21 protein-coding genes are annotated in these 19,824 nt (G+C 61.7%); 14 read left to right on the top strand and 7 right to left on the bottom strand.

Features of this window, described 5'->3' with window-relative positions:
• The first annotated feature begins 55 nt into the window (after window positions 1–55).
• From HX899_RS26020 to deoA, 7 genes are all read left to right on the top strand, one after another.
• Window positions 56–1,567, top strand: coding sequence for an ABC transporter ATP-binding protein (locus HX899_RS26020; RefSeq protein WP_181293739.1), 1,512 nt, complete (start codon window positions 56–58; stop codon window positions 1,565–1,567).
• Between the two features lie 7 nt (window positions 1,568–1,574).
• The gene (locus HX899_RS26015) at window positions 1,575–2,678 is read left to right on the top strand and encodes an ABC transporter permease (protein ID WP_138388477.1); all 1,104 of its coding nucleotides are present in this window, start codon (window positions 1,575–1,577) and stop codon (window positions 2,676–2,678) included.
• A 10-nt stretch (window positions 2,679–2,688) separates the two neighbouring features.
• A complete protein-coding gene (locus tag HX899_RS26010; protein ID WP_138388476.1) occupies window positions 2,689–3,660 on the top strand; it encodes an ABC transporter permease in 972 nt (323 codons plus the stop codon).
• A 1-nt stretch (window position 3,661) separates the two neighbouring features.
• The gene (locus tag HX899_RS26005; protein WP_003544464.1) at window positions 3,662–4,051 is read left to right on the top strand and encodes a cytidine deaminase; all 390 of its coding nucleotides are present in this window, start codon (window positions 3,662–3,664) and stop codon (window positions 4,049–4,051) included.
• The gene (locus HX899_RS26000) at window positions 4,048–4,848 is read left to right on the top strand and encodes a purine-nucleoside phosphorylase (RefSeq protein WP_180194419.1); all 801 of its coding nucleotides are present in this window, start codon (window positions 4,048–4,050) and stop codon (window positions 4,846–4,848) included. The genes HX899_RS26005 and HX899_RS26000 overlap by 4 nt, the downstream gene beginning before the upstream one ends.
• Window positions 4,849–4,961: 113 nt before the next feature.
• Window positions 4,962–5,738 carry a deoxyribose-phosphate aldolase gene (deoC, locus tag HX899_RS25995; protein ID WP_180194420.1) on the top strand — a complete coding sequence of 259 codons (777 nt, stop codon included), beginning with the start codon at window positions 4,962–4,964 and terminating at the stop codon, window positions 5,736–5,738.
• 1 nt (window position 5,739) lies between these two features.
• Window positions 5,740–7,047, top strand: a complete 1,308-nt coding sequence (deoA, locus tag HX899_RS25990) for a thymidine phosphorylase (RefSeq protein ID WP_180194421.1) — start codon at window positions 5,740–5,742, stop codon at window positions 7,045–7,047.
• A gap of 6 nt (window positions 7,048–7,053) precedes the next feature.
• Here the strand turns inward: deoA and HX899_RS25985 are convergent, their stop codons facing one another.
• From HX899_RS25985 to HX899_RS25955, 7 genes are all read right to left on the bottom strand, one after another.
• Window positions 7,054–7,623, bottom strand: a complete 570-nt coding sequence (locus HX899_RS25985; RefSeq protein ID WP_181293738.1) for a TIGR02281 family clan AA aspartic protease — start codon at window positions 7,621–7,623, stop codon at window positions 7,054–7,056.
• A gap of 125 nt (window positions 7,624–7,748) precedes the next feature.
• Window positions 7,749–8,378: a uracil phosphoribosyltransferase gene (gene upp / locus HX899_RS25980; protein ID WP_003544477.1), complete on the bottom strand. Its 630-nt coding sequence runs from the start codon at window positions 8,376–8,378 to the stop codon at window positions 7,749–7,751.
• Between the two features lie 103 nt (window positions 8,379–8,481).
• Window positions 8,482–9,450: an adenosine deaminase gene (locus HX899_RS25975; RefSeq protein ID WP_181293737.1), complete on the bottom strand. Its 969-nt coding sequence runs from the start codon at window positions 9,448–9,450 to the stop codon at window positions 8,482–8,484.
• Window positions 9,447–10,667, bottom strand: a complete 1,221-nt coding sequence (locus HX899_RS25970; RefSeq protein ID WP_181293736.1) for a phosphopentomutase — start codon at window positions 10,665–10,667, stop codon at window positions 9,447–9,449. The genes HX899_RS25975 and HX899_RS25970 overlap by 4 nt, the downstream gene beginning before the upstream one ends.
• Before the next feature lie 112 nt (window positions 10,668–10,779).
• Window positions 10,780–11,361: a TadE/TadG family type IV pilus assembly protein gene (locus HX899_RS25965; RefSeq protein ID WP_138332143.1), complete on the bottom strand. Its 582-nt coding sequence runs from the start codon at window positions 11,359–11,361 to the stop codon at window positions 10,780–10,782.
• Complete coding sequence (locus tag HX899_RS25960) at window positions 11,361–11,996, bottom strand: TadE/TadG family type IV pilus assembly protein (RefSeq protein ID WP_181293735.1); 636 nt, start codon at window positions 11,994–11,996, stop codon at window positions 11,361–11,363. The genes HX899_RS25965 and HX899_RS25960 overlap by 1 nt, the downstream gene beginning before the upstream one ends.
• Before the next feature lie 115 nt (window positions 11,997–12,111).
• On the bottom strand, window positions 12,112–12,516 hold the full coding sequence (locus HX899_RS25955) for a pilus assembly protein N-terminal domain-containing protein (protein WP_138332145.1): 405 nt from the start codon (window positions 12,514–12,516) through the stop codon (window positions 12,112–12,114).
• 380 nt (window positions 12,517–12,896) lie between these two features.
• Here HX899_RS25955 and HX899_RS25950 point away from each other — a divergent pair, with 380 nt between their 5' ends.
• The 7 genes from HX899_RS25950 to HX899_RS25920 all read left to right on the top strand — a co-directional run bounded on the left by HX899_RS25950 (window position 12,897) and on the right by HX899_RS25920 (window position 19,820).
• Complete coding sequence (locus tag HX899_RS25950) at window positions 12,897–13,097, top strand: Flp family type IVb pilin (RefSeq protein WP_138332146.1); 201 nt, start codon at window positions 12,897–12,899, stop codon at window positions 13,095–13,097.
• Between the two features lie 124 nt (window positions 13,098–13,221).
• Complete coding sequence (locus HX899_RS25945) at window positions 13,222–13,734, top strand: prepilin peptidase (RefSeq protein ID WP_138332147.1); 513 nt, start codon at window positions 13,222–13,224, stop codon at window positions 13,732–13,734.
• 110 nt (window positions 13,735–13,844) lie between these two features.
• Window positions 13,845–14,660, top strand: coding sequence for a Flp pilus assembly protein CpaB (gene cpaB, locus HX899_RS25940; RefSeq protein WP_138332148.1), 816 nt, complete (start codon window positions 13,845–13,847; stop codon window positions 14,658–14,660).
• An 11-nt stretch (window positions 14,661–14,671) separates the two neighbouring features.
• Complete coding sequence (locus HX899_RS25935) at window positions 14,672–16,171, top strand: type II and III secretion system protein family protein (RefSeq protein ID WP_181293734.1); 1,500 nt, start codon at window positions 14,672–14,674, stop codon at window positions 16,169–16,171.
• Complete coding sequence (locus HX899_RS25930; RefSeq protein WP_138388463.1) at window positions 16,168–16,920, top strand: CpaD family pilus assembly protein; 753 nt, start codon at window positions 16,168–16,170, stop codon at window positions 16,918–16,920. Before HX899_RS25935 ends, HX899_RS25930 begins: the two co-directional genes overlap by 4 nt.
• Window positions 16,921–16,934: 14 nt before the next feature.
• Window positions 16,935–18,212 carry a CpaE family protein gene (locus HX899_RS25925; RefSeq protein WP_138332151.1) on the top strand — a complete coding sequence of 426 codons (1,278 nt, stop codon included), beginning with the start codon at window positions 16,935–16,937 and terminating at the stop codon, window positions 18,210–18,212.
• A gap of 132 nt (window positions 18,213–18,344) precedes the next feature.
• Window positions 18,345–19,820: a CpaF family protein gene (locus tag HX899_RS25920; protein ID WP_012759732.1), complete on the top strand. Its 1,476-nt coding sequence runs from the start codon at window positions 18,345–18,347 to the stop codon at window positions 19,818–19,820.
• The last annotated feature ends 4 nt before the right edge of the window (window positions 19,821–19,824 follow it).

The following is a 19,824-nucleotide window of genomic DNA, read 5'->3' as shown; positions in this document are numbered from 1 at the left end:
GGCGTATGGCGGAGGGGATTTTCGCCATACGCCCTTTTCTTATTTGGAGTCTGCAGTGACAGATAAGCCCGCTATCGAGCTTGTCGGCATCGACAAGAAATTCGGTGCCGTCCATGCCAACAAGGACATCAACCTCACCGTTGCCAAGGGGACGATCCACGGCATCATCGGCGAAAACGGCGCCGGCAAATCGACCCTGATGTCGATCATTTATGGTTTCTACCATGCCGATAGCGGCGAGATCCGGGTCAACGGCAATCCCGTCACCATCCGCGACAGCCAGGCGGCGATCGCCACCGGGATCGGCATGGTGCACCAGCACTTCATGCTGGTCGATAATTTCACGGTGCTCGAGAACATCATGCTTGGCGCCGAAGGCGGCATGCTGCTGGCGAGGGGCGTCGCATCGGCCCGTGCCGAGCTCAAGCGGCTGGAAATGGAATATGGCCTGGAGGTCGATCCGGACGCGCTGATCGAGGAGCTGCCGGTCGGCCTGCAGCAGCGTGTCGAGATCCTGAAAGCCATGTATCGCGGCGCCGAGATCCTGATCCTCGACGAGCCCACCGGCGTGTTGACGCCGGCAGAGGCCGATCATCTCTTCCGTATCCTCAAGGTACTGCGCGACCAGGGCAAGACGATCATCCTCATCACCCACAAGCTGCGCGAGATCATGGCGATCACCGATACGGTCTCGGTCATGCGCCGCGGCGAGATGGTCGCGACCCGCAAGACGGCGGAAACAACGGTGGAGGAACTCGCCGAGCTGATGGTTGGCCGCCGCGTGCTGCTGCGCGTGCAGAAGGGCGAGGCCAACCCCGGATCTGCCGTGCTGTCCGTCCGCAACCTGACGGTCAAGGACAATCGCGGCGTCACCATGGTCGACAACGTCTCCTTCGACGTGCGCGGCGGTGAGATCGTCGGCATCGCCGGTGTCGCCGGCAATGGCCAGTCCGAATTGCTGGAGGCGATTGCCGGCATCCGCAAGCCGACCTCCGGTGAAATTCTTCTCGACGGCCAGACGATCGACAAGGCCGATCCGGCCCGCCTGCGCGATCTCGGCCTCGCGCATATTCCTGAGGACCGCCACCATATGGGCCTGGTGCTGAAATTCGAGGAATATGAAAATTCCGTGCTCGGTTATCATCGCCACCCGGCCTACAGCAAAGGCCCGCTGCTCGATCTCGAAGCGATCCGCAAGGATGCGATGGAGAAGATCGAGAAATACGATATCCGCCCGCCGAACCCGCGGCTGAAGACGGCGAATTTCTCCGGCGGCAACCAGCAGAAGATCGTCGTCGCCCGTGAGATCGAACGCGATCCGAAGATGCTGATCATCGGCCAGCCGACACGCGGCGTCGATATCGGCGCCATTGAATTCATCCACCGACGGATCATCGAAATGCGCGACGCGGGCAAGGCGATCCTGCTCGTCTCCGTCGAACTCGATGAAATCCGCTCCCTTTCGGACCGTATCCTTGTCATGTTTGCCGGCCATGTCGTCGGCGAGAAGACGCCCGATGCCGGTGAACAGACCCTCGGCCTGATGATGGCCGGCATTGCCGCGTGAGGCCTTTATGAGCACTGCTTCCGTTCCGCTACCAAACTGGATCAACTACGGCCTCATCCCGCTTTTGAACCTCACCGTCGCCTTCCTGATCTCCGGCTTCGTCGTCTGGCTGATCGGCGAGAGCCCGCTCGATGCGCTGTCGCTGCTCATCCAGGGCGCGCTCGGCAACGGCGAAGGCATCGGCTTTACGCTCTATTACGCGACGAGCTTCATCTTCACCGGCCTTTCCGTCGCGGTGGCGATCCATGCGGGCCTTTTCAACATCGGTTCCGAAGGCCAGGCCTATCTCGGTGGCCTCGGCTGCGCGCTGGTGGCGCTGGCGCTCGATCGCTACGTGCCGTGGTATGTGACGATGCCGATCGCCGTCGTCGGCGCCGGGTTGTTCGGCGCGGCCTGGGCCTTCATCCCGGCCTTCCTGCAGGCAAAACGCGGCAGCCACATCGTGATCACGACGATCATGTTCAATTATATCGGCGCAGCACTGATGGTGTATCTCCTGGTGCATGTGCTGATCGTGCCCGGCAAAATGGCGCCGGAAACCCGCACCTTCCTCGAAGGCGGCCAATTGCCGAAGCTCGGCTGGGTGATGCAGCTGTTCGGCGCCAAGCTGGGGGCTGCCCCGTTCAACGTCTCCTTCATCATTGCGCTCGTCGTCAGCTACCTCGTCTGGCTGCTCGTCTGGCGCACCAAGCTCGGCTTCGAGATGCGCACCTTGGGCGTCAGCCCCACGGCGGCCACCTATGCCGGCATCCCCTATGCCCGCACAGTGATCATCGCCATGCTGCTCTCCGGCGCGCTCGCCGGCATGATGGCGCTGAACCCCGTCATGGGCTCGTCGGCCCGTCTGCAGGTCGAATTCGTCGGTGGTGCCGGCTTCGTCGGCATCGCCGTCTCGCTGATGGGCCGCAACCATCCGCTCGGCATCATCATGGCGGCGATCCTCTTCGGTATTCTCTACCAAGGCGGCGACTGGGTTTCCTTCGAAATGCCGAATATCACCCGCGAGATGATCCTGGTCATCCAGGGTCTGGTGATCCTCTTTGCCGGCGCGCTGGAATACATGTTCCGGCCGGCGATGGTCCGCCTCTATCAACAGTTAAAGCGAGCCTGAGGAGCGGACGATGGATTATTATGACATCTTCATCAGCGTTCTAGCCTCCACGATTCGCCTGTCGATCCCGCTGATTTTCACCGCCCTTGCCGGTCTGTTTTCGGAACGCGCCGGCATCTTCGATATCGGCCTCGAGGGTAAGATGCTGGGCTCGGCCTTTGCCGCCGCCTGCGTTGCCTATCTCACCGATTCGGCCTGGCTCGGGCTCGGTGCCGGCATCCTCTGCTCGGTGGCGCTGAGCCTGGTGCACGGCTTTGCCTCGATCACCAACCGCGGCAACCAGATTGTGTCAGGTGTGGCGATCAACTTCTTCATTGCCGGCATCACCATCGTGCTCGGTCAGGCCTGGTTCGGTCAGGGCGGGCGCACGCCGCAGTTGGCGCCGGATTCGCGTTTTGCGCCGATCATCCTGCCGGGCGCCGACGCCGCCCGCGACATACCGATCATCGGCCCGCTTTATGCCAATGTCATATCCGGCAACAATATCCTCACCTACCTGGCCTTTCTTGCCGTGCCGTTTTCCTGGTGGGTGCTTTACCGCACACGCTTCGGCCTGCGGCTGCGCGCCGTCGGCGAAAACCCGGGCGCGGTCGATACGGCCGGTATCTCGGTCGCCTGGCTGCGTTACCGCGCCGTCATGTGTGCCGGCATTCTCTGCGGCTTTGCCGGCACCTATCTGGCAATCGCCCAGTCCGCCGCCTTCATCAAGGACATGTCGGCCGGCAAGGGCTACATCGCGCTCGCCGCTCTCGTCTTTGCCAAGTGGAAGCCGGTGCCCGTCATGTTTGCCTGCCTGCTCTTCGGCTTCCTCGATGCGCTGGCAAATTTCATGCAGGGAAAGCAGGTGCCGCTGATTGGCGAAGTGCCGGTTCAGGTCTTCCAGGCGCTGCCCTATGTCCTGACCTGCGTCCTGCTTGCCGGCTTCATCGGCGTCGCGACCCCGCCGAAAGCCGGTGGCGTGCCCTATACCAAGGAGCGTTGATATGTCTCACGATCTGTTCGAAGCCGCCCGCGGCGCCATGGCCTTTGCCCATGCGCCCTATTCGAAATTCCCGGTCGGTGCGGCGATCCGCGCCGAGGACGGTAAGGTCTATACCGGAGCCAACATCGAAAACCTCTCCTTTCCGCAAGGATGGTGTGCCGAGCCGACGGCGATCGGCGCCATGATCATGGGCGGCGCAAAGAAGATCGTCGAAATGGCGGTCATTGCCGAGAAGCTGCCGCTCTGCCCGCCCTGCGGCGGCTGCCGCCAGAAGATCTCCGAATTCGCCTCCAAGGAGACGAAGATCTACCTTTGCGATGAGGCAGGCGTGAAGAAGACCATGACGATGGAAGAGCTTCTCCCCTTCAGCTTCGAGACCGAACTCGGATGAAGGCGACAGTCAACCTGCTCGCCGCACTGCTCGGCGGCATCAAGCCGCGCCACGGCATCGTGCTCGGCTCCGGTCTCGGCTCTCTCGTCGGTGAGCTGGACGGCGCCGTGCGTGTTCCCTATCGCGACCTGCCGGGCTTTCCCGTCAGTGCCGTCTCCGGCCATGCAGGCGAAGTTGTCGCCGGCCGTCTCGGCGGCGTGCCTGTCGTCATGCTCTCCGGCCGCGTGCATTATTACGAGAAGGGCAATGCCAATGCCATGCGCCTGCCGATCGAGGTGCTGAAGGCGCTCGGCGTCGAAGCGCTGATCCTGACCAATTCGGCCGGATCGCTGCGCGACGACATGCCGCCCGGTTCGTTGATGCAGATCACCGATCACATCAACTATTCCGGCATGAACCCGCTGATCGGCGAGGAAAGCGATCATCGTTTCGTCGGCATGACCAACGCCTATGACGCCGAACTTGCCGCGGCGATGCAGAGGGCAGCGGCGAAGCTTGAAATCGAGCTGGCGCAGGGTGTCTATATGTGGTTCTCCGGTCCAAGCTTCGAAACGCCGGCGGAAATCCGCATGGCGCGCATCCTTGGCGCCGATGCCGTCGGCATGTCGACGGTGCCTGAGGTCATCATCGCAAGAATGCTGGGCCTGAGGGTTGCAGCCGCCTCCGTTATCACCAACTATGGGGCAGGCATGACCGGCAATGAGCTCAGCCATGAAGAAACCAAGGACATGGCGCCCATCGGCGGCGCCCGTCTCGCCGCCATATTGAAAGACATGATTGCGGCTGGAACAGGATGATTTTAGGCCGGGTCGGCCTAAAATCTGAATCCTGTTCTACATTCTATAGTTAGAGCATGATGTCGTCCGAAACCGCGCACACTTTTCGGCATCATGCTCTAGAGGAAGCGAAGATGAATAGCCATTCCAACCGGGAGACGGCGGCTGTCGCCCTTTCTCTTCTCGATCTCACCAATTTGAAGGATGATTGCACCGAGGCGCAGATCGAAGCGCTCTGCGCCCGGGCGCAGACGCCCTATGGCACCAGCGCTGCGATTTGCATCTGGCCGCGGTTCGTCGCTCAGGCCCGCAATATCCTTGGCACCGGGCATGCCGTGCGTATCGCGACCGTCGTCAACCTCCCTTCCGGCGATATGGAAGTGGCCGATGTCGCTGCCGAAGCACGCGAGGCGATTGCCGATGGCGCCGATGAGATCGATCTGGTCATCCCCTACCGCAAGCTGCTCGCCGGCAACGAGAAGGCGGTGACCGACATGGTCAAGGCCGTGCGCGCAGAATGCGCCGGCCCCGTTCTTCTGAAGGTCATCATCGAGACTGGCGAGTTGAAGGATGCCGCATTGATCCGCCATGCCTCCGAACTCGCCATCGAAGCCGGCGCCGATTTCATCAAGACCTCGACCGGCAAGGTCGCCGTCAACGCGACGCTCGAAGCCGCCGACATCATGATCCGCGCTATCCGCGAGAGCGGCCGCAAGGTCGGCTTCAAGCCGGCCGGCGGCATCGGCTCGGTGGCCGATGCCGCACTCTATCTGAGCCTTGCCGAAACCATCATGACACCGGACTGGGCGATGCCGTCGACGTTCCGCTTCGGCGCTTCCGACCTGCTCGACGATATCCTGGCGGTTCTGAGCGGAACACAGTCGGCACCGGCTGCGGCGTCGGGCTACTGAAATGATTCCGCAGGAGATCATCCGGCGTAAGCGCGATGGCGACGAACTCGACGCCGCCGATATCAGCTCCTTCATCGCTTCGTTGGCTGACGGCCAATTGTCGGAAGGCCAGATCGGCGCATTCGCCATGGCCGTCTGGTTCAAGGGCATGTCGCGGACCGAAACCGTGGCCTTGACGCTGGCGATGGCCGATTCCGGCGACAGGCTGCAATGGGCCGATATCGACCGCCCGATCGCCGACAAACATTCGACCGGCGGCGTCGGCGACAATGTTTCTCTGATGCTGGCGCCGATCGCCGCCGCCTGCGGCCTCGCCGTTCCGATGATCTCCGGGCGCGGCCTTGGCCACACCGGCGGCACGCTGGATAAGCTCGAATCCATTCCCGGCTATATGATCACCCCGGATGCGAACTTGTTCCACAAGGTCGTGAAGGAGGCGGGATGCGCTATCATCGGCCAGACTGGGACCTTGGCGCCCGCCGACGGCAGGCTCTATGCCGTGCGCGACGTGACCGCCACCGTCGATTCCATTCCCCTGATCACCGCCTCGATCCTCTCGAAGAAACTTGCGGCGGGGCTCGAGACGCTGGTGCTCGACGTCAAGGTCGGCAACGGCGCCTTCATGGCCGATCGCGGCCAGGCGGAGATCCTGGCGCAGTCGCTGGTCGAGGTGGCCAATGGCGCAGGCGTGAAGACCTCGGCCCTGATCACCGACATGAACCAGCCGCTCGCCGATAGTGCCGGCAACGCTGTCGAGATGCGCAACTGTCTGGATTTCCTGGCAGGCCGGAAAAAGGACACGCGGCTCGAGACTGTCGTTCTCGCCTTCGCCGCCGAGATGCTGGTGATATCCGGCGTTGCCGCTTCCTCTGATGAAGCCGAGAGGATGGCGCGTCAGGCCCTGTCATCGGGAAAGGCGGCCGAGGTCTTCGCGCGCATGGTATCCATGCTCGGCGGCCCGGCCGATCTCATCGAAAACCCCGACCGATACCTGGCCAGGGCGCCGGTCGCAAAGCCTGTTCTGGCCGCCCGGTCCGGCTGGCTTGCCGCCTGCGATGCGCGCGGTATCGGTGTCAGCGTCATCGATCTCGGCGGCGGAAGACGCCATCCGGCCGACCGCATCGATCATCGCGTCGGCTTTTCCGGACTCCTGCCGCTCGGCACCCGCGTGAATGCCGGCGAACCGATTGCGCTGGTTCACGCCGCCGACGAAGTCGCGGCGGAAAGGGCAGTTGCGGCACTTGCCGCGCACTACCGCATCACAGAGGAGAAGCCGGAGCTGACACCGGTGATTGCGGGCCTGATCTGACGCGGTTTACTGCTTGAGGCTGAGCGAGCCGTCGGCGACGGAATAGGAGGCGAGCTTCTGCAGGAAGCTCATGCCGACCAGCGTCGTCGTCAGCGCATTGTCCTTCAGGACGAGGGCTTCGACCTCACGCACGCGAATACCGCCGATCTCGACGCGGTCGAGCGTCACATGCGCGGCCTTCGTCTGGCCGTTCGCCGTGTTCACCCCATAGCGGAAATCGAGTTGGTTGGCGGTAAAGCCCAGCCGGCGGGCGAGCGTCTCGTTGAGCGCCACATAGGTGGCGCCGGTATCGATCAGGCCCTGCACCGGCTTGCCGTTGATCTTGAAGCTGCCGGTATAGTGGCCTTGCGCATCGGCCTGCAGCCGGATCGCATTGCTGCCAGAGACGGGCGCGGGTACTGCGGGCTCGTTGCTTTCGGCCGATACGTAATTGGCGGAGAGAGTGTCAGCAGGCTGCTGGCTGGTGTTTCCGAAGAAGGAAGGCACCTGTGTGGCGAGCACCGCGGCGATGCTGGCGAATAGGACGGTACGCACGAGCATGAAACAGAAATCCTTCCTGTATAAACCCCGCTTCATGCGAGGCCTCATGCTTCAGGCTTCCTAAACCTCAAGTGCTGATAAGTTGCTAATTTCGACGACGAAAGGCCCGGAGCGAACCACCGGGCCTCAAAGTCTTTCGATTTGGTAAAGGAAGGTTGAAATTACTTGGTGCCGTACATGCGGTCGCCAGCATCACCGAGGCCGGGCATGATGTAGCCCTTCTCGTTGAGATGACTGTCGATCGATGCGGTGAAGACCGGAACATCGGGATGCGCGGCGCGAAAGTTGCGGATGCCTTCCGGGGCGGCAAGCAGGCAGAGGAAGCGGATATTGTGGGCGCCGCGTTCCTTGAGCTTGTCGATCGCCGCGATCGAGGAGTTGCCGGTCGCAAGCATCGGGTCGACGACGATGATCAGCCGCTCGGCCACGTCTTCCGGCGCCTTGAAATAATATTCGACCGGCTGCAGCGTCTCGTGGTCGCGGTAGACGCCGATATGCGAGACGCGGGCGGACGGCACGAGATCGAGCATGCCTTCGAGCAGCCCGTTGCCGGCGCGCAGGATCGAGGCGAAGACCAGCTTCTTGCCCTCGAGGATCGGCGATTCCATGGTCTGCAGCGGCGTCTCGATCGTTTCCATCGTCAGTTCGAGATCGCGGGTCACCTCGTAGCAGAGCAGCGTCGAGATTTCGCGCAGCAAGCGCCGGAAACTTCCCGTCGATGTCTCCTTGCGCCGCATGATGGTGAGCTTGTGCTGCACAAGCGGATGATCGATGACCGTGACGCCGTCCATGGGGAAGCCTTTCATTCTTTCTATCGAATGTTTCTTTCACGGAAATCGGCCCGACCGCAAGAGTGGCGGTCAATTTGTGCCGATCATCCCCAGCCTCTAACCCTCATATTCGAGCGAGCAGGGCCTTGCGTGTCTCATCGTCGACGAAGGCGGCTTCGATCGCCGTGCGCGTCATGGCATCGATCTCGGCGTCGCTGAAGCCGAAGGTCCCGGCCGCAAGTTCGTATTCTCGCTTGAGCGAAGTCTGAAAGAAAGGCGGATCGTCCGAGCTGATCGTCACCCTGACACCTGCGTCCTTCAGCCGGCGCAGCGGATGGGAGGCGAAATCGGGAAAGACCCCGAGCGCGATATTGGAGCCCGGGCAGATCTCGAGCACGGTGCCGAGATCGGCAAGCCGCGTCACCAGATCGACATCCTCGATGGCGCGCACCCCGTGGCCGATGCGCGAGGGGCGCACCGCATCAAGCGCGTCGGCGACGCTGAAGGCGCCGCAGACCTCGCCGGCATGGATGGTGAGCCCGAGGCCGGCGTCGCGGGCGATATCGAAGGCGCGGGCATAGTCGGCGACCCGGCCCATGCGCTCCTCGCCGGCAAGGTTGAAGCCGGTAATCAGAGGATTGCCGGCCTTTGCCGCATATTCGGCAGCACCAATCACGCTCTCCGGACCGAAATGCCGCTCGCCGGTGACGATCAGCCGGGCCTCGATGCCGCTCGTTTCCCTAGCCCGCCGGATGCCTTCGCAGATACCTGATATATAGGCATCGGCGCCCAGCCCGATCCGCTTGCCGTGGTCGGGCGAAACGATGAGCTCGCTGTAGATCGTATTGATGCCGGCGAGTTCCTCGAGATAGGTTTCGGTCAGAAGCGCATAGTCCTCCTCGGTCTTGTAGACCTCGGAAACCTTGTCGTAACATTCGAGGAAGCTTGCGAAATCATGCCAGACATAGGCTCCGTCGCGAAGCTCAGCGCTGATGTCGACGCCATATTTCTGAGCCTGCGCCGCGGTCAGAGCCGGCGGTGCCGCACCCTCCAGATGGCAGTGCAGTTCGACCTTCTTCAAATGCGATGTCACAGAAAACTCCTTCCGTGCGGCCCGGCCGGGATGCCGAGATGTCTGGCGATGCTCTCGCCGATATCGGCATAGCTGCGACGCACGCCGATCGAACGCGACCGGATGCCGGGGCCATAGGCGATGACGGGCACGCGCTCGCGCGTATGGTCGGTGCCGCGCCAGGTCGGATCGCAGCCGTGATCGGCGGTGAGCACGACGAGATCGCCGGGCTTCAGTTTCTTGTGGACTTCGGGCAAGCGCGCATCGAAGGCTTCGAGTGACGCGGCATAACCCGGCACGTCGCGGCGATGACCGTAGATCATGTCGAAATCGACGAAATTGGTGAAAACGAGATCGCCGTCCTCAGCCTCATCGATCGCCGAGAGCGACGCATCCATCAGCGCCTCGTTGCCGTTCGCCTTGATGACCCTGGAAATGCCCTGATGCGCGAAGATGTCGCCGATCTTTCCCACAGCATGCACATGCCGGCTATGCTCGATAAGCCGGTCGAGCAGCGTCGGCTCCGGCGGCAGCACGGAGAAGTCGCGCCGGTTTCCGGTGCGTTGGAAAGTGGAGGCGGACTGGCCAATAAAGGGCCGGGCGATGACACGGCCGATATTGTAGGGATCGAGCAGCCCCCGGGCCAAACGGCAGAAGGCGAGCAGACGATCGAGGCCGAAATGCCCCTCATGCGCGGCGACCTGGAAGACCGAATCCGAAGAGGTGTAGCAGATCGGCTTGCCGGTGCGGATATGGTCCTCGCCGAGCCGGGCGATGATCTCCGTTCCCGAGGCATGGCAGTTGCCGAGAATGCCAGGCACGTCAGCCTGCCTGCATAGCGCCTCGATGAATTCCTGGGGAAAGGCGTCGCCCTCTATCGGGAAGTAACCCCAATCGAAACTGACAGGTGTTCCCGCGATCTCCCAATGGCCCGACGGCGTATCCTTGCCACGGGAAATTTCGGTGGCAGCGCCATAAATCCCGTAGACCTTCTCCGGGACGGGCATACCGGACGGAAACCGGCCGGAGGCGGACCGTGCGATCTGCATCAGCCCGAGTTCCGACATGTTGGGCAGGGAAAGCGGCCCTTCGCGCAATCCGGCGCGGTCTGCGGCTCCGGCCGCGCAGAATTCGGCGATATGGCCAAGCGTATCGGCGCCCTCGTCGCCATAGGCCGCCGCATCAGGTGCTCCGCCGACGCCGAAGGAATCCAGAACAAAAAGAAAGGCACGCGCCATTTTACACCCGAGAGAGCCGATCGCCGGCCTCTGCAATATCGGAGGCGGCTGAGATCCAGCCATATAATGCTGCGGCCGGCTTGGCAAATTCGAGAAGAGTAGGAGGCGGCCGTCAGCAGTCGCCGCAGGGGATCGAGTCGCCTTGCCGCTGGCGGTAGAAATAACTGCGGCTGATGGTGATCGTGCGCATGCCGTCAGGCATGAAGTTCGGGGCGAACAGGAACATCGTATAGGGGATGCTGAGCTCGGTACGGACCAGGAAACTGTTCGCCGTCTTCATATCCGCTGGCACGTTGCTCACCGTGGTGTTCTTGGCATAGGGCACCGTACCGTCCTTCGCCCAGGACCAGAGCACCTTCGCATTGGCACCGGCATCGATGGTGATCCCGGTGATCTTCAGCGTCAGCGACGTGGAGTTGTAGGGCACGAAGATCGCCGTTGCGACCGACGGCATCTGCGCGAGCGCGCTCTTCGTGACGGATTGCTGCTGCGTGACGAGGTCGGCCACCGTTCCTGCGGCGCGTGTCACGCGCTTGCTGACGCTGAGGCCGACCGTGATCTCGAAAGCGCCGATATAGAGCATGACGAGCACGGGAAAGAGGATCGCGAATTCGATCGCTCCGGCGCCCTTGCGGTCGCGGGCCAGCCGCCGCACCGTCAGGACCAATCTGGTGAACGGGTTGCGCAACGCCATTATGGATACTGCTCGTTCTGGAAGGCCGCGGTCCCGACGATCAGGTATTGCCGCGGCATCGAAGCGTCGGAGGGACGTATCGTGGTGATGTAAGGTCGGACCAGATCCGCGGTGATTTCCCAGCGATAGTAAGCGCGCAGCATGTTGATCGTGCCGGCGCCGCCCGGCGCATATTTGAAGGCAGCCGGGTTGATGTCGGCATATTTATCGGTGGAGAGCTTAGGGATCGTCGTCGGAATGGCCGAGAAGGTGCTGAACGTCTGCACATCCAGGTAGAGCTTGCTCGGCGTGGCGACTTCGCTCGCCGAGCAGCGGATCAGGATCGAGATCTCATTGCAGAAAGCCTGGCGGAATTGCGCCTGGTTCATATCGGTCGTGCGGCCGAGATTATAGGTAATCTGCCCGGTTCGCATCCGGCGGCTCATCGTATCGACGGCATTGGAGACGAGTTCCTCGGCGGCGAAGGCGACGAAAGTTTCGAGGATTGCGAAAATCACCAGGAAATAGGGAATGGCGAGCAGCGCGAATTCGATCGCCGCAGCACCCTCGCGTGAGCGGGCGAGAGCGCGAAACCGTAAGAAACGGAACGGCGCAAAAGCGCGCCCCTTATCCGTCTTCTGATCAATTACCGTCATTGCCTGGATCCGAGCGACATTTTCCAGTCGTCAGACTAAGGTCCGTTCGTTGATTTTCCGTTTCAACCTGACACGACGATTTTAACGAATGGTCGAGGAAGTTGAAAAGAGAGCTTCAGGGTGAGCCGGCGGTCGCTTGCTGCGCATGCTGCTCGCAGTTCGGCGTGCAGGATAGCACGGAGCGCTGGGTCTGCCGGTAGACGCGCACCGTATTGCCCTCGTCGATCGACACCAGGATGCGTTCGTCGAGGATCGCGTTGCCGTCGGCATCGAGGAGGACCAGATTGGTGGTGCCGAAGCTGCGTCCCGTGAGCACGATGGTCTTGGCGTCGGCGACCGTCGCATCGGCGACTGCGGCATTGCCGACAATCACCTTGCTGACGGGGCGGTCGAGCTTCAAGACGCGCGCGTGATCCATATAGACGCGCAGCATGTCATCGTCTGCGGCCGCGGCCACTCCCGAAATACCGAAAACGGCGATCATGCCGGCAAAGAAAATGGTTTTGCCGCTCGATGACATTGGGTCCTCTTTCACGATCACAGCGCAATATCCGCATAGAATGGAAAAAAATGGTGAACGAAGCCTTAAGCTCACCACTCTGTTCCGGGATGAAGCGTAATGATCCGATTTGGTACGGCTCTAGGACGGCGCACCCCCCGGTTGGAAGCAGAATATGTGCTATTTCCGGATGAATGCAGCGGTTATTCCAGGAATATCGTTAAATATTGAGCGAAGCGCGTAAGAAGATACTGACTCTATAGGGGCATGTTGTCTCGTTCACATGTCGTTAACTCTTTTCCTTAAGCCGATGGAAACGGCCATTCGCTAGGTTGCAGTCATCCGATCAACGGCAAACAGTTGGCGGACGTGCTGAACATCAACTGGAGTTAGGAGTTACCATGACCAAGCTTTTTAGCCGTTTTCTGAAGGACGAATCCGGCGCGACCGCAATCGAATACGGCCTGATCGCTGCTCTCATTTCCGTAGCGCTCATCACCGGCGCCACGACCCTCGGCGGCAAGATCGGCGACACATTCAACGGCTTGAGCAACAAGATGAATACGTCTGTCACCTCGGCCGAAAGCACGGCCGGCAACTGAGTCAGACACCGCCAAACGGCGTCTGGATAATGCCGGCTGGATTTGCTCCGGCCGAGCTATTGAGCGGGCTCACAGGCTAAACGGCTGTGAGCCTTTTCGCATCTCGTTACGATCGGGTATAGGCATGATCGCAGCCGCAGTCTTCGTGATACTGCCACTCTGCCTCGCCATGGCGGCGTTCTCGGATCTGTTCACCATGACGATCCCGAACCGCATTCCCGTGATCCTGATCGCCTCTTTCCTCGTCCTCGCGCCGTTCTCCGGCTTGGGGCTGGAAATGATCGGCATGCATCTTGCCGGCGCCGCCATCGTCTTCACCGCCTGCTTTGCACTTTTCGCCTTCAATGTGATGGGCGGCGGCGATGCCAAGCTGTTGAGCGCCACCGCGCTCTGGTTCGGTCTGAATGAATCCTTGCTTTTCCTGATGACCGATGTCGCCGCGATCGGCGGTCTCATCACCTTGCTCATCCTGCTGGTGAGAACGCAGTCCAATACCATCCTCGCCATCGGCTTGCCAGTACCGAACTCGGTTCTGCTTGCCAAGAAGATCCCCTACGGCATCGCGATTGCGATCGGCGGCTTCATGGCTTTTCCTTCTTCGCCGCTGTTCCTCGCCGCGCTGGAAAGCCTGAAATAACGGCATTTTAAATGCCCGTTAACTTAAAATCTAAGCATTCCATTAACCATAATTATACCAATTGCTGAGCATTCTACAGGGCGAACATATCGTGCCCCGAGGAATGATCGATGAAACCGGCCCGCCTTATAATCCTAGCTGTCGCCGTGGTGGCAGCCGGCCTTGCCGGCCTCCTGGCAATGCGCATGGCGGGCAGTGGCGGTGTCGTTACCCAGGTCCGCTCGGTTGTCGAGAAGGAACCGACCGTCAACGTTCTCGTCTCGAGTGGCAATCTGTCGGTCGGCGCAAGGCTGGACGACCAGTCGGTGCATTGGATGGCCTGGCCGCAGGGCGGCGTCGTTCCCGGCCTCATCACGGAAGCCGACAAGCCGGATGCGATCAAGGATCTGCAGGGCGCCGTTGTGCGTCTGCCGATCTTCGAAGGTGAACCGATCCGGCCGGAAAAGATCGCCGATTCCAGCAGCCGCATCCTCTCCTCGCTGTTGCCGGCCGGCAAGCGCGCCGTCGCGACCGAGATATCGGTGGCAACGGGTGCGGGCGGTTTCATCCTGCCGAACGATCGCGTCGACGTGATCATGGTCCGCAAGGGCGCTGAGGCCGACAAGCTCATCACCGAAACCGTGCTGAGCAATGTCCGCGTCCTCGCCATCGACCAACAGATCCAGGAAAAGGACGATGGCTCGAAGTCGGTGGTCGGCACGACCGCGACGCTAGAGCTCACCCCCGACCAAACGAAGGTTCTTGCCGTCGCCCAGCAGATGGCGGACCGGCTGTCGCTCGCGCTGCGCTCGGTCGCCGATGCGCAGGAGCAGGATACCAGCGCCGCAGACTATCTGCTGAGCGGCGACAACGGCAGTGCGATCATCCAGGTCATCAAATCGGGCGCCATCGTCACGGATGCCGGCGCCGCGCCGAAGGCGGAGTAAGGGACGTGCAAATGGGCAATTCAACGCGGCGCGCCGGACCTCTCCTGATAGGCTGTCTTTCTCTGGCAATCGGCCTCTCCGGTATAGTGCCGGTATCTTTCGCCCCGCTTTTCGGGGCAGGCGAGGCGCGCGCCGATTCCGATAGCCTGGTCCGGATCTCGCAGACCGGCTCCAATGCCCATCGTCGGCTGAAGCTCGGGCTCAACAAGGCCGTCGTCGTCGATCTGCCGGAGGATGCGCATGATATCCTCGTCTCCGATCCGACCATGGCCGATGCCGTGACCCGCACCTCGCGGCGCATCTACCTGTTCGGCAAGAAGGTCGGCCAGACGAATATCTTCGTCTTCGGCGCCGGTGGACAGGAGATCGTCAATCTCGACATCGAGATCGAGCGCGACGTCTCCGGCCTCGAAGTCAATCTCCGCCGCTTCATTCGCGACTCCAACATCAACGTCGAAATCGTCTCCGACAACATCGTGCTGACCGGCACGGTGCGCACGCCGCAGGATGCCACACAGGCGGCCGATCTGGCGCAGGTATTCCTCAAGGGCGGCGAAGCGACGACCAGAACAGAAACGGCATCCGGCACCGGCGGCGACAGCTCGGTGGCGCTCTTTGCCGAAGGTCGCCAGAGCTCGCAGGTCGTCAACCTTCTCCAGATCGAGGGCGAGGACCAGGTCACCCTCAAGGTGACGATCGCCGAGGTTCGCCGCGAGGTGCTGAAGCAGCTCGGTTTCGACAATCTGGTTTCCAATTCCTCCGGCATGACGGTCGCCCAACTCGGCAGTCCGAACGCCGACAGCGCGGCATCGACGGTCGGCGGCGGCTTGGCGGCGCTCTTCAAGAGCTCGATCGGCAAATACGACATTTCGACCTACCTCAATGCGCTGGAACAGGCCAAGGTCGTCAAGACGCTCGCCGAACCGACGCTGACGGCGATATCGGGTCAGGCCGCGACCTTCAATTCCGGTGGCCAGCAGCTTTATTCGACGACCGACAACGACGGCAACGTCACCGTCGTCCCGTTCAACTACGGTATCAACCTCGCCTTCAAACCGGTCGTGCTGTCATCGGGACGCATCAGCCTGCAGATCAAAACCAATGTCTCCGAACCGGTGGCCGGCAGCGGCAACGCCACCTATCAGCGCCGCTCGGCGGAGACCTCGGTGGAGCTGCCTTCGGGCGGTTCGATCGCGCTCGCCGGCCTTATCCGCGACAATGTTTCCCAGACGATGGGCGGCACGCCCGGCGTTTCGAAGATCCCGCTGCTAGGGACCCTCTTCCGCCAGAAGGGGTTCGAGCGTCAGGAAACCGAACTCGTCATCATCGCAACGCCCTATCTGGTGCGCCCGGTGGCGCGCAACCAGCTCAACCGGCCGGACGACAATTTCAGCCCTGAGAACGACGGTGCAACCTTCTTCCTCAACCGTGTCAACAAGGTCTATGGCCGCCGCGAGGCGCCCGTTGCCGATGCGCAGTTCCACGGCTCGATCGGGTTCATTTACAAATGAGCGGGGCGCGAGCGGCAGCGATGGCAGAAAACAGAGATCAGGCGATGGCCCATATGAATGCGACGACACCCCGCCTCGGAAACTCGAAGGCGCTTTTTGCCACGGTCGCCATGTCGGTGGCGATACTTTCCGGATGCGCCGGCCCGCATGACCAACTGACGACCGGCGGCATTCCGGACGATTACCGTGCCCGCCACCCGATCATCGTGACGGAAGCGGAGCAGACGGTGGATATACCTGTTGCCTCCACCGATCGCCGCCTGACCATCGCCCAGCGCGATCTCATCCGCGGCTTTGCCGCAAACTATATCTCGCGCGCCTCGGGCCCGGTTTACGTGCTGTCGCCACAAGGCTCGCCCAATTCGGCGGCCGCCTATCAGCTGCGCAATCAGGTTCGTGCCGAGCTGACATCGAGGGGGATTGCAAGCTCGAAAATCGTCAACACCTCCTATGCCGCCGTCGGTCCCGGTGATGCGGCGCCCATCCGGCTGAGCTTTACCGGCACCACCGCGGTCACCACGCAATGCGGTCAGTGGCCAAAGGACATATCGAACGATTTGACCAACCAGAACTACTATAATTTCGGCTGCGCCTCGCAGAACAACCTTGCCGCCCAGATCGCCAATCCGGAAGATCTGGTGGCGCCCCGCGGTATGACTCCGATCGATGCGCAGCGGCGCAACAATGCGATCCAGGAATACCGGACAACAACGACGACGATCGAAGATGCTGGCGACAGCGGATTCTGAGGCGGAACGGAACGATGAGCGCGATCGAATACGAAATCAGGAATCCCAGCGAGCTTCGCAACGCCGAGGAGGCGGTGCGCATGGCGGATCTGGAAAGCATGCGGCCGCTGCCGCGCATCTCCGTCCATGCTTTCTGCGAGAGCGAGGCCCTGCAACAAGTCATGGAACGCTGCGCCAATGATCGGCGCGTCGCGAAGGTCAGCATGCGCATCACCAGCGGCGGCATCGCCGCTGCCGCCAATATGTTTTCCGGCGCCCCGACGCCGAACCTCATCATCCTTGAGACCAAGGCGAATGCCGCGAATCTGCTCGGCGAACTCGCGCCGCTCGCCGCCGTCTGCGATCCGACGACCAAGGTCGTCATTATCGGCTATTACAACGATATCGGGCTTTATCGCGAGCTTATCCGCAACGGCATTTCCGAATATATGGTCCAGCCCGTCGCCATGCCCGATATCCTTACGGCGATGGCCTCGATCTTTGTCGATCCGGACGCCGAGCCGCTCGGCCGCAGCATCGCCTTCATCGGCTCGAAGGGCGGCACCGGTGCCTCGACCATCGCGCATAATTGCGCCTTCGGCATTTCCAATCTCTTCTCCACCGAGACGATCCTCGCCGATCTCGACCTGCCCTTTGGCACGGCCAACATCGACTTCGATCAGGATCCGGCCCAGGGCATCGCCGAAGCGGTCTTCGCACCCGATCGTCTCGACGAAGTCTTCCTCGACCGCCTGCTGACGAAATGCTCCGAGCATCTGTCGCTGCTGGCCGCACCCTCGCTGCTCGACCGTGCCTATGATTTCGACGGCCAGGCCTTCCAGCCGGTGCTCGACGTTCTGCAGCGCAGCGCGCCCGTGACCGTGCTCGATGTTCCGCATGCATGGTCGGAATGGACGCGCTCGGTGCTGTCGAGCGTCGACGAGGTGGTCATCGCAGCGGTTCCCGATCTCGCCAATCTGCGCAACGCCAAGAACATGCTGGACGCGCTGCGCAAGATGCGGCCGAACGACAGGCCGCCGCATCTCATCCTCAATCAGGTCGGCATGCCGAAACGGCCGGAGATTTCACCGTCGGATTTCTGTGAGCCGCTGGAGATCGATCCGATCGCGATCATCCCCTTCGACATCAATCTCTTCGGCAACGCCGCCAATAGCGGCCGGATGATTTCCGAAGTCGACCCGAAGTCACCGACGGCGGAAACCTTTTCGCAGATATCGCACATCGTCACCGGCCGGGTCGCGATCAAGAAGGCGAAGAAAGGCGGCCTGCTGGGCCTCCTGAAGCGCAAGTAGACGATGAGCAATTCCAGCAAAAGTGTGCAGCGGTTTTGCGTCCGGAATTGCGTGAAAACAAAAAGATAGAGCATTTTCTTGACTCGGAGAGATCGGGAAATGCTCTAGAACGAGCAGATTGGATCGAGTGGCATGTTTGGAAAACGCGGAAACGAAGGTTCCGGAAAGGTCGGGGGGGCGATTGCTCCTCCGCCGCCGGCTCCGGCCGCCGCCCCTGCGGCCTCTTCCCCCTCCATTCTGGTTGAACCCTCGCGCGAATCCGCACGCCAGCAGGTGACGCCACCGCCGATGCAGACGCCGCAGCGCAAGCGCCCGGCCCGCACCGATGAATATTACGACACCAAGGCGCAGGTCTTTTCCGCGCTGATCGACACGATCGATCTCTCGCAGCTTTCCAAGCTCGACGGCGAAAGCGCCCGCGAGGAAATCCGCGACATCGTCAACGACATCATCACCATCAAGAACTTTGCGATGTCGATCTCCGAGCAGGAAGAGCTGCTCGAGGATATCTGCAACGACGTCCTCGGCTACGGCCCGCTGGAGCCGTTGCTGGCGCGCGACGACATCGCCGACATCATGGTCAACGGCGCCGGCCAGACTTTCATCGAAGTCGGCGGCAAGACGATCGAATCCGAGATTCGCTTCCGCGACAATGCACAGCTTCTCTCGATCTGCCAGCGCATCGTCAGCCAGGTCGGCCGCCGCGTCGACGAATCGAGCCCGATCTGCGACGCCCGTCTGCCGGACGGTTCGCGCGTCAACGTCATCGCGCCGCCGCTGTCGATCGACGGGCCGGCGCTCACCATCCGCAAGTTCAAGAAGGACAAGCTGACGCTCGATCAGCTCGTCCGTTTCGGCGCGATCACGCCGGAAGGCGCAACCGTGCTGCAGATCATCGGGCGCGTGCGCTGCAATGTCGTCATTTCAGGCGGCACCGGCTCGGGCAAGACGACGCTTCTGAACTGCCTCACCAACTATATCGACAGGGACGAACGCGTCATCACCTGCGAGGATACCGCCGAACTGCAGTTGCAGCAGCCGCATGTCGTCCGTCTCGAAACGCGCCCGCCGAATATCGAAGGTGAGGGCGAGATCACCATGCGCGATCTGGTCAAGAATTGCCTGCGTATGCGTCCCGAGCGCATCATCGTCGGCGAAGTGCGCGGACCGGAAGTCTTCGACCTGCTGCAGGCGATGAACACCGGTCACGACGGCTCGATGGGCACCATCCACGCCAATACGCCGCGCGAATGCCTGAGCCGTATCGAATCGATGATTGCCATGGGCGGCTTTACCCTGCCGGCAAAGACGGTGCGTGAGATCATTTCCAGCTCGGTCGACGTCGTTATTCAGGCGGCACGCCTTCGCGATGGTTCGCGCCGCATCACCCAGATCACCGAGGTGATCGGCATGGAAGGCGACGTCATCATCACCCAGGATCTGATGCGCTACGAGATCGATGGCGAGGATGCGAATGGCCGCCTGATCGGCAGGCACATGTCGACCGGCGTCGGCAAGCCGCATTTCTGGGATCGCGCCCGCTACTTCAACGAGGAAAAACGTCTTGCCGCCGCCCTCGACGCGATGGAAGCGAAAACGAAGGAATAGGCGA

The organism is Rhizobium sp. WYCCWR 11146 (assembly GCF_013591995.1).
GTDB lineage: Bacteria > Pseudomonadota > Alphaproteobacteria > Rhizobiales > Rhizobiaceae > Rhizobium > Rhizobium indicum.
This window is presented reverse-complemented; position numbering and strand designations above follow the sequence as displayed.

Excerpts from the sequence above, each read along its gene's own strand:
- HX899_RS26015 (WP_138388477.1), top strand. The coding sequence starts at position 1,575 with ATGAGCACTGCTTCCGTTCCGCTACCAAACTGGATCAACTACGGCCTC.
- HX899_RS26010 (WP_138388476.1), top strand. The coding sequence starts at position 2,689 with ATGGATTATTATGACATCTTCATCAGCGTTCTAGCCTCCACGATTCGC.
- HX899_RS26005 (WP_003544464.1), top strand. The coding sequence starts at position 3,662 with ATGTCTCACGATCTGTTCGAAGCCGCCCGCGGCGCCATGGCCTTTGCC.
- HX899_RS26000 (WP_180194419.1), top strand. The coding sequence starts at position 4,048 with ATGAAGGCGACAGTCAACCTGCTCGCCGCACTGCTCGGCGGCATCAAG.
- deoC (WP_180194420.1), top strand. The coding sequence starts at position 4,962 with ATGAATAGCCATTCCAACCGGGAGACGGCGGCTGTCGCCCTTTCTCTT.
- deoA (WP_180194421.1), top strand. The coding sequence starts at position 5,740 with ATGATTCCGCAGGAGATCATCCGGCGTAAGCGCGATGGCGACGAACTC.
- HX899_RS25985 (WP_181293738.1), bottom strand. The coding sequence starts at position 7,623 with ATGAAGCGGGGTTTATACAGGAAGGATTTCTGTTTCATGCTCGTGCGT.
- upp (WP_003544477.1), bottom strand. The coding sequence starts at position 8,378 with ATGGACGGCGTCACGGTCATCGATCATCCGCTTGTGCAGCACAAGCTC.
- HX899_RS25970 (WP_181293736.1), bottom strand. The coding sequence starts at position 10,667 with ATGGCGCGTGCCTTTCTTTTTGTTCTGGATTCCTTCGGCGTCGGCGGA.
- HX899_RS25965 (WP_138332143.1), bottom strand. The coding sequence starts at position 11,361 with ATGGCGTTGCGCAACCCGTTCACCAGATTGGTCCTGACGGTGCGGCGG.
- HX899_RS25960 (WP_181293735.1), bottom strand. The coding sequence starts at position 11,996 with ATGACGGTAATTGATCAGAAGACGGATAAGGGGCGCGCTTTTGCGCCG.
- HX899_RS25955 (WP_138332145.1), bottom strand. The coding sequence starts at position 12,516 with ATGTCATCGAGCGGCAAAACCATTTTCTTTGCCGGCATGATCGCCGTT.
- HX899_RS25950 (WP_138332146.1), top strand. The coding sequence starts at position 12,897 with ATGACCAAGCTTTTTAGCCGTTTTCTGAAGGACGAATCCGGCGCGACC.
- HX899_RS25945 (WP_138332147.1), top strand. The coding sequence starts at position 13,222 with ATGATCGCAGCCGCAGTCTTCGTGATACTGCCACTCTGCCTCGCCATG.
- cpaB (WP_138332148.1), top strand. The coding sequence starts at position 13,845 with ATGAAACCGGCCCGCCTTATAATCCTAGCTGTCGCCGTGGTGGCAGCC.
- HX899_RS25935 (WP_181293734.1), top strand. The coding sequence starts at position 14,672 with ATGGGCAATTCAACGCGGCGCGCCGGACCTCTCCTGATAGGCTGTCTT.
- HX899_RS25930 (WP_138388463.1), top strand. The coding sequence starts at position 16,168 with ATGAGCGGGGCGCGAGCGGCAGCGATGGCAGAAAACAGAGATCAGGCG.
- HX899_RS25925 (WP_138332151.1), top strand. The coding sequence starts at position 16,935 with ATGAGCGCGATCGAATACGAAATCAGGAATCCCAGCGAGCTTCGCAAC.
- HX899_RS25920 (WP_012759732.1), top strand. The coding sequence starts at position 18,345 with ATGTTTGGAAAACGCGGAAACGAAGGTTCCGGAAAGGTCGGGGGGGCG.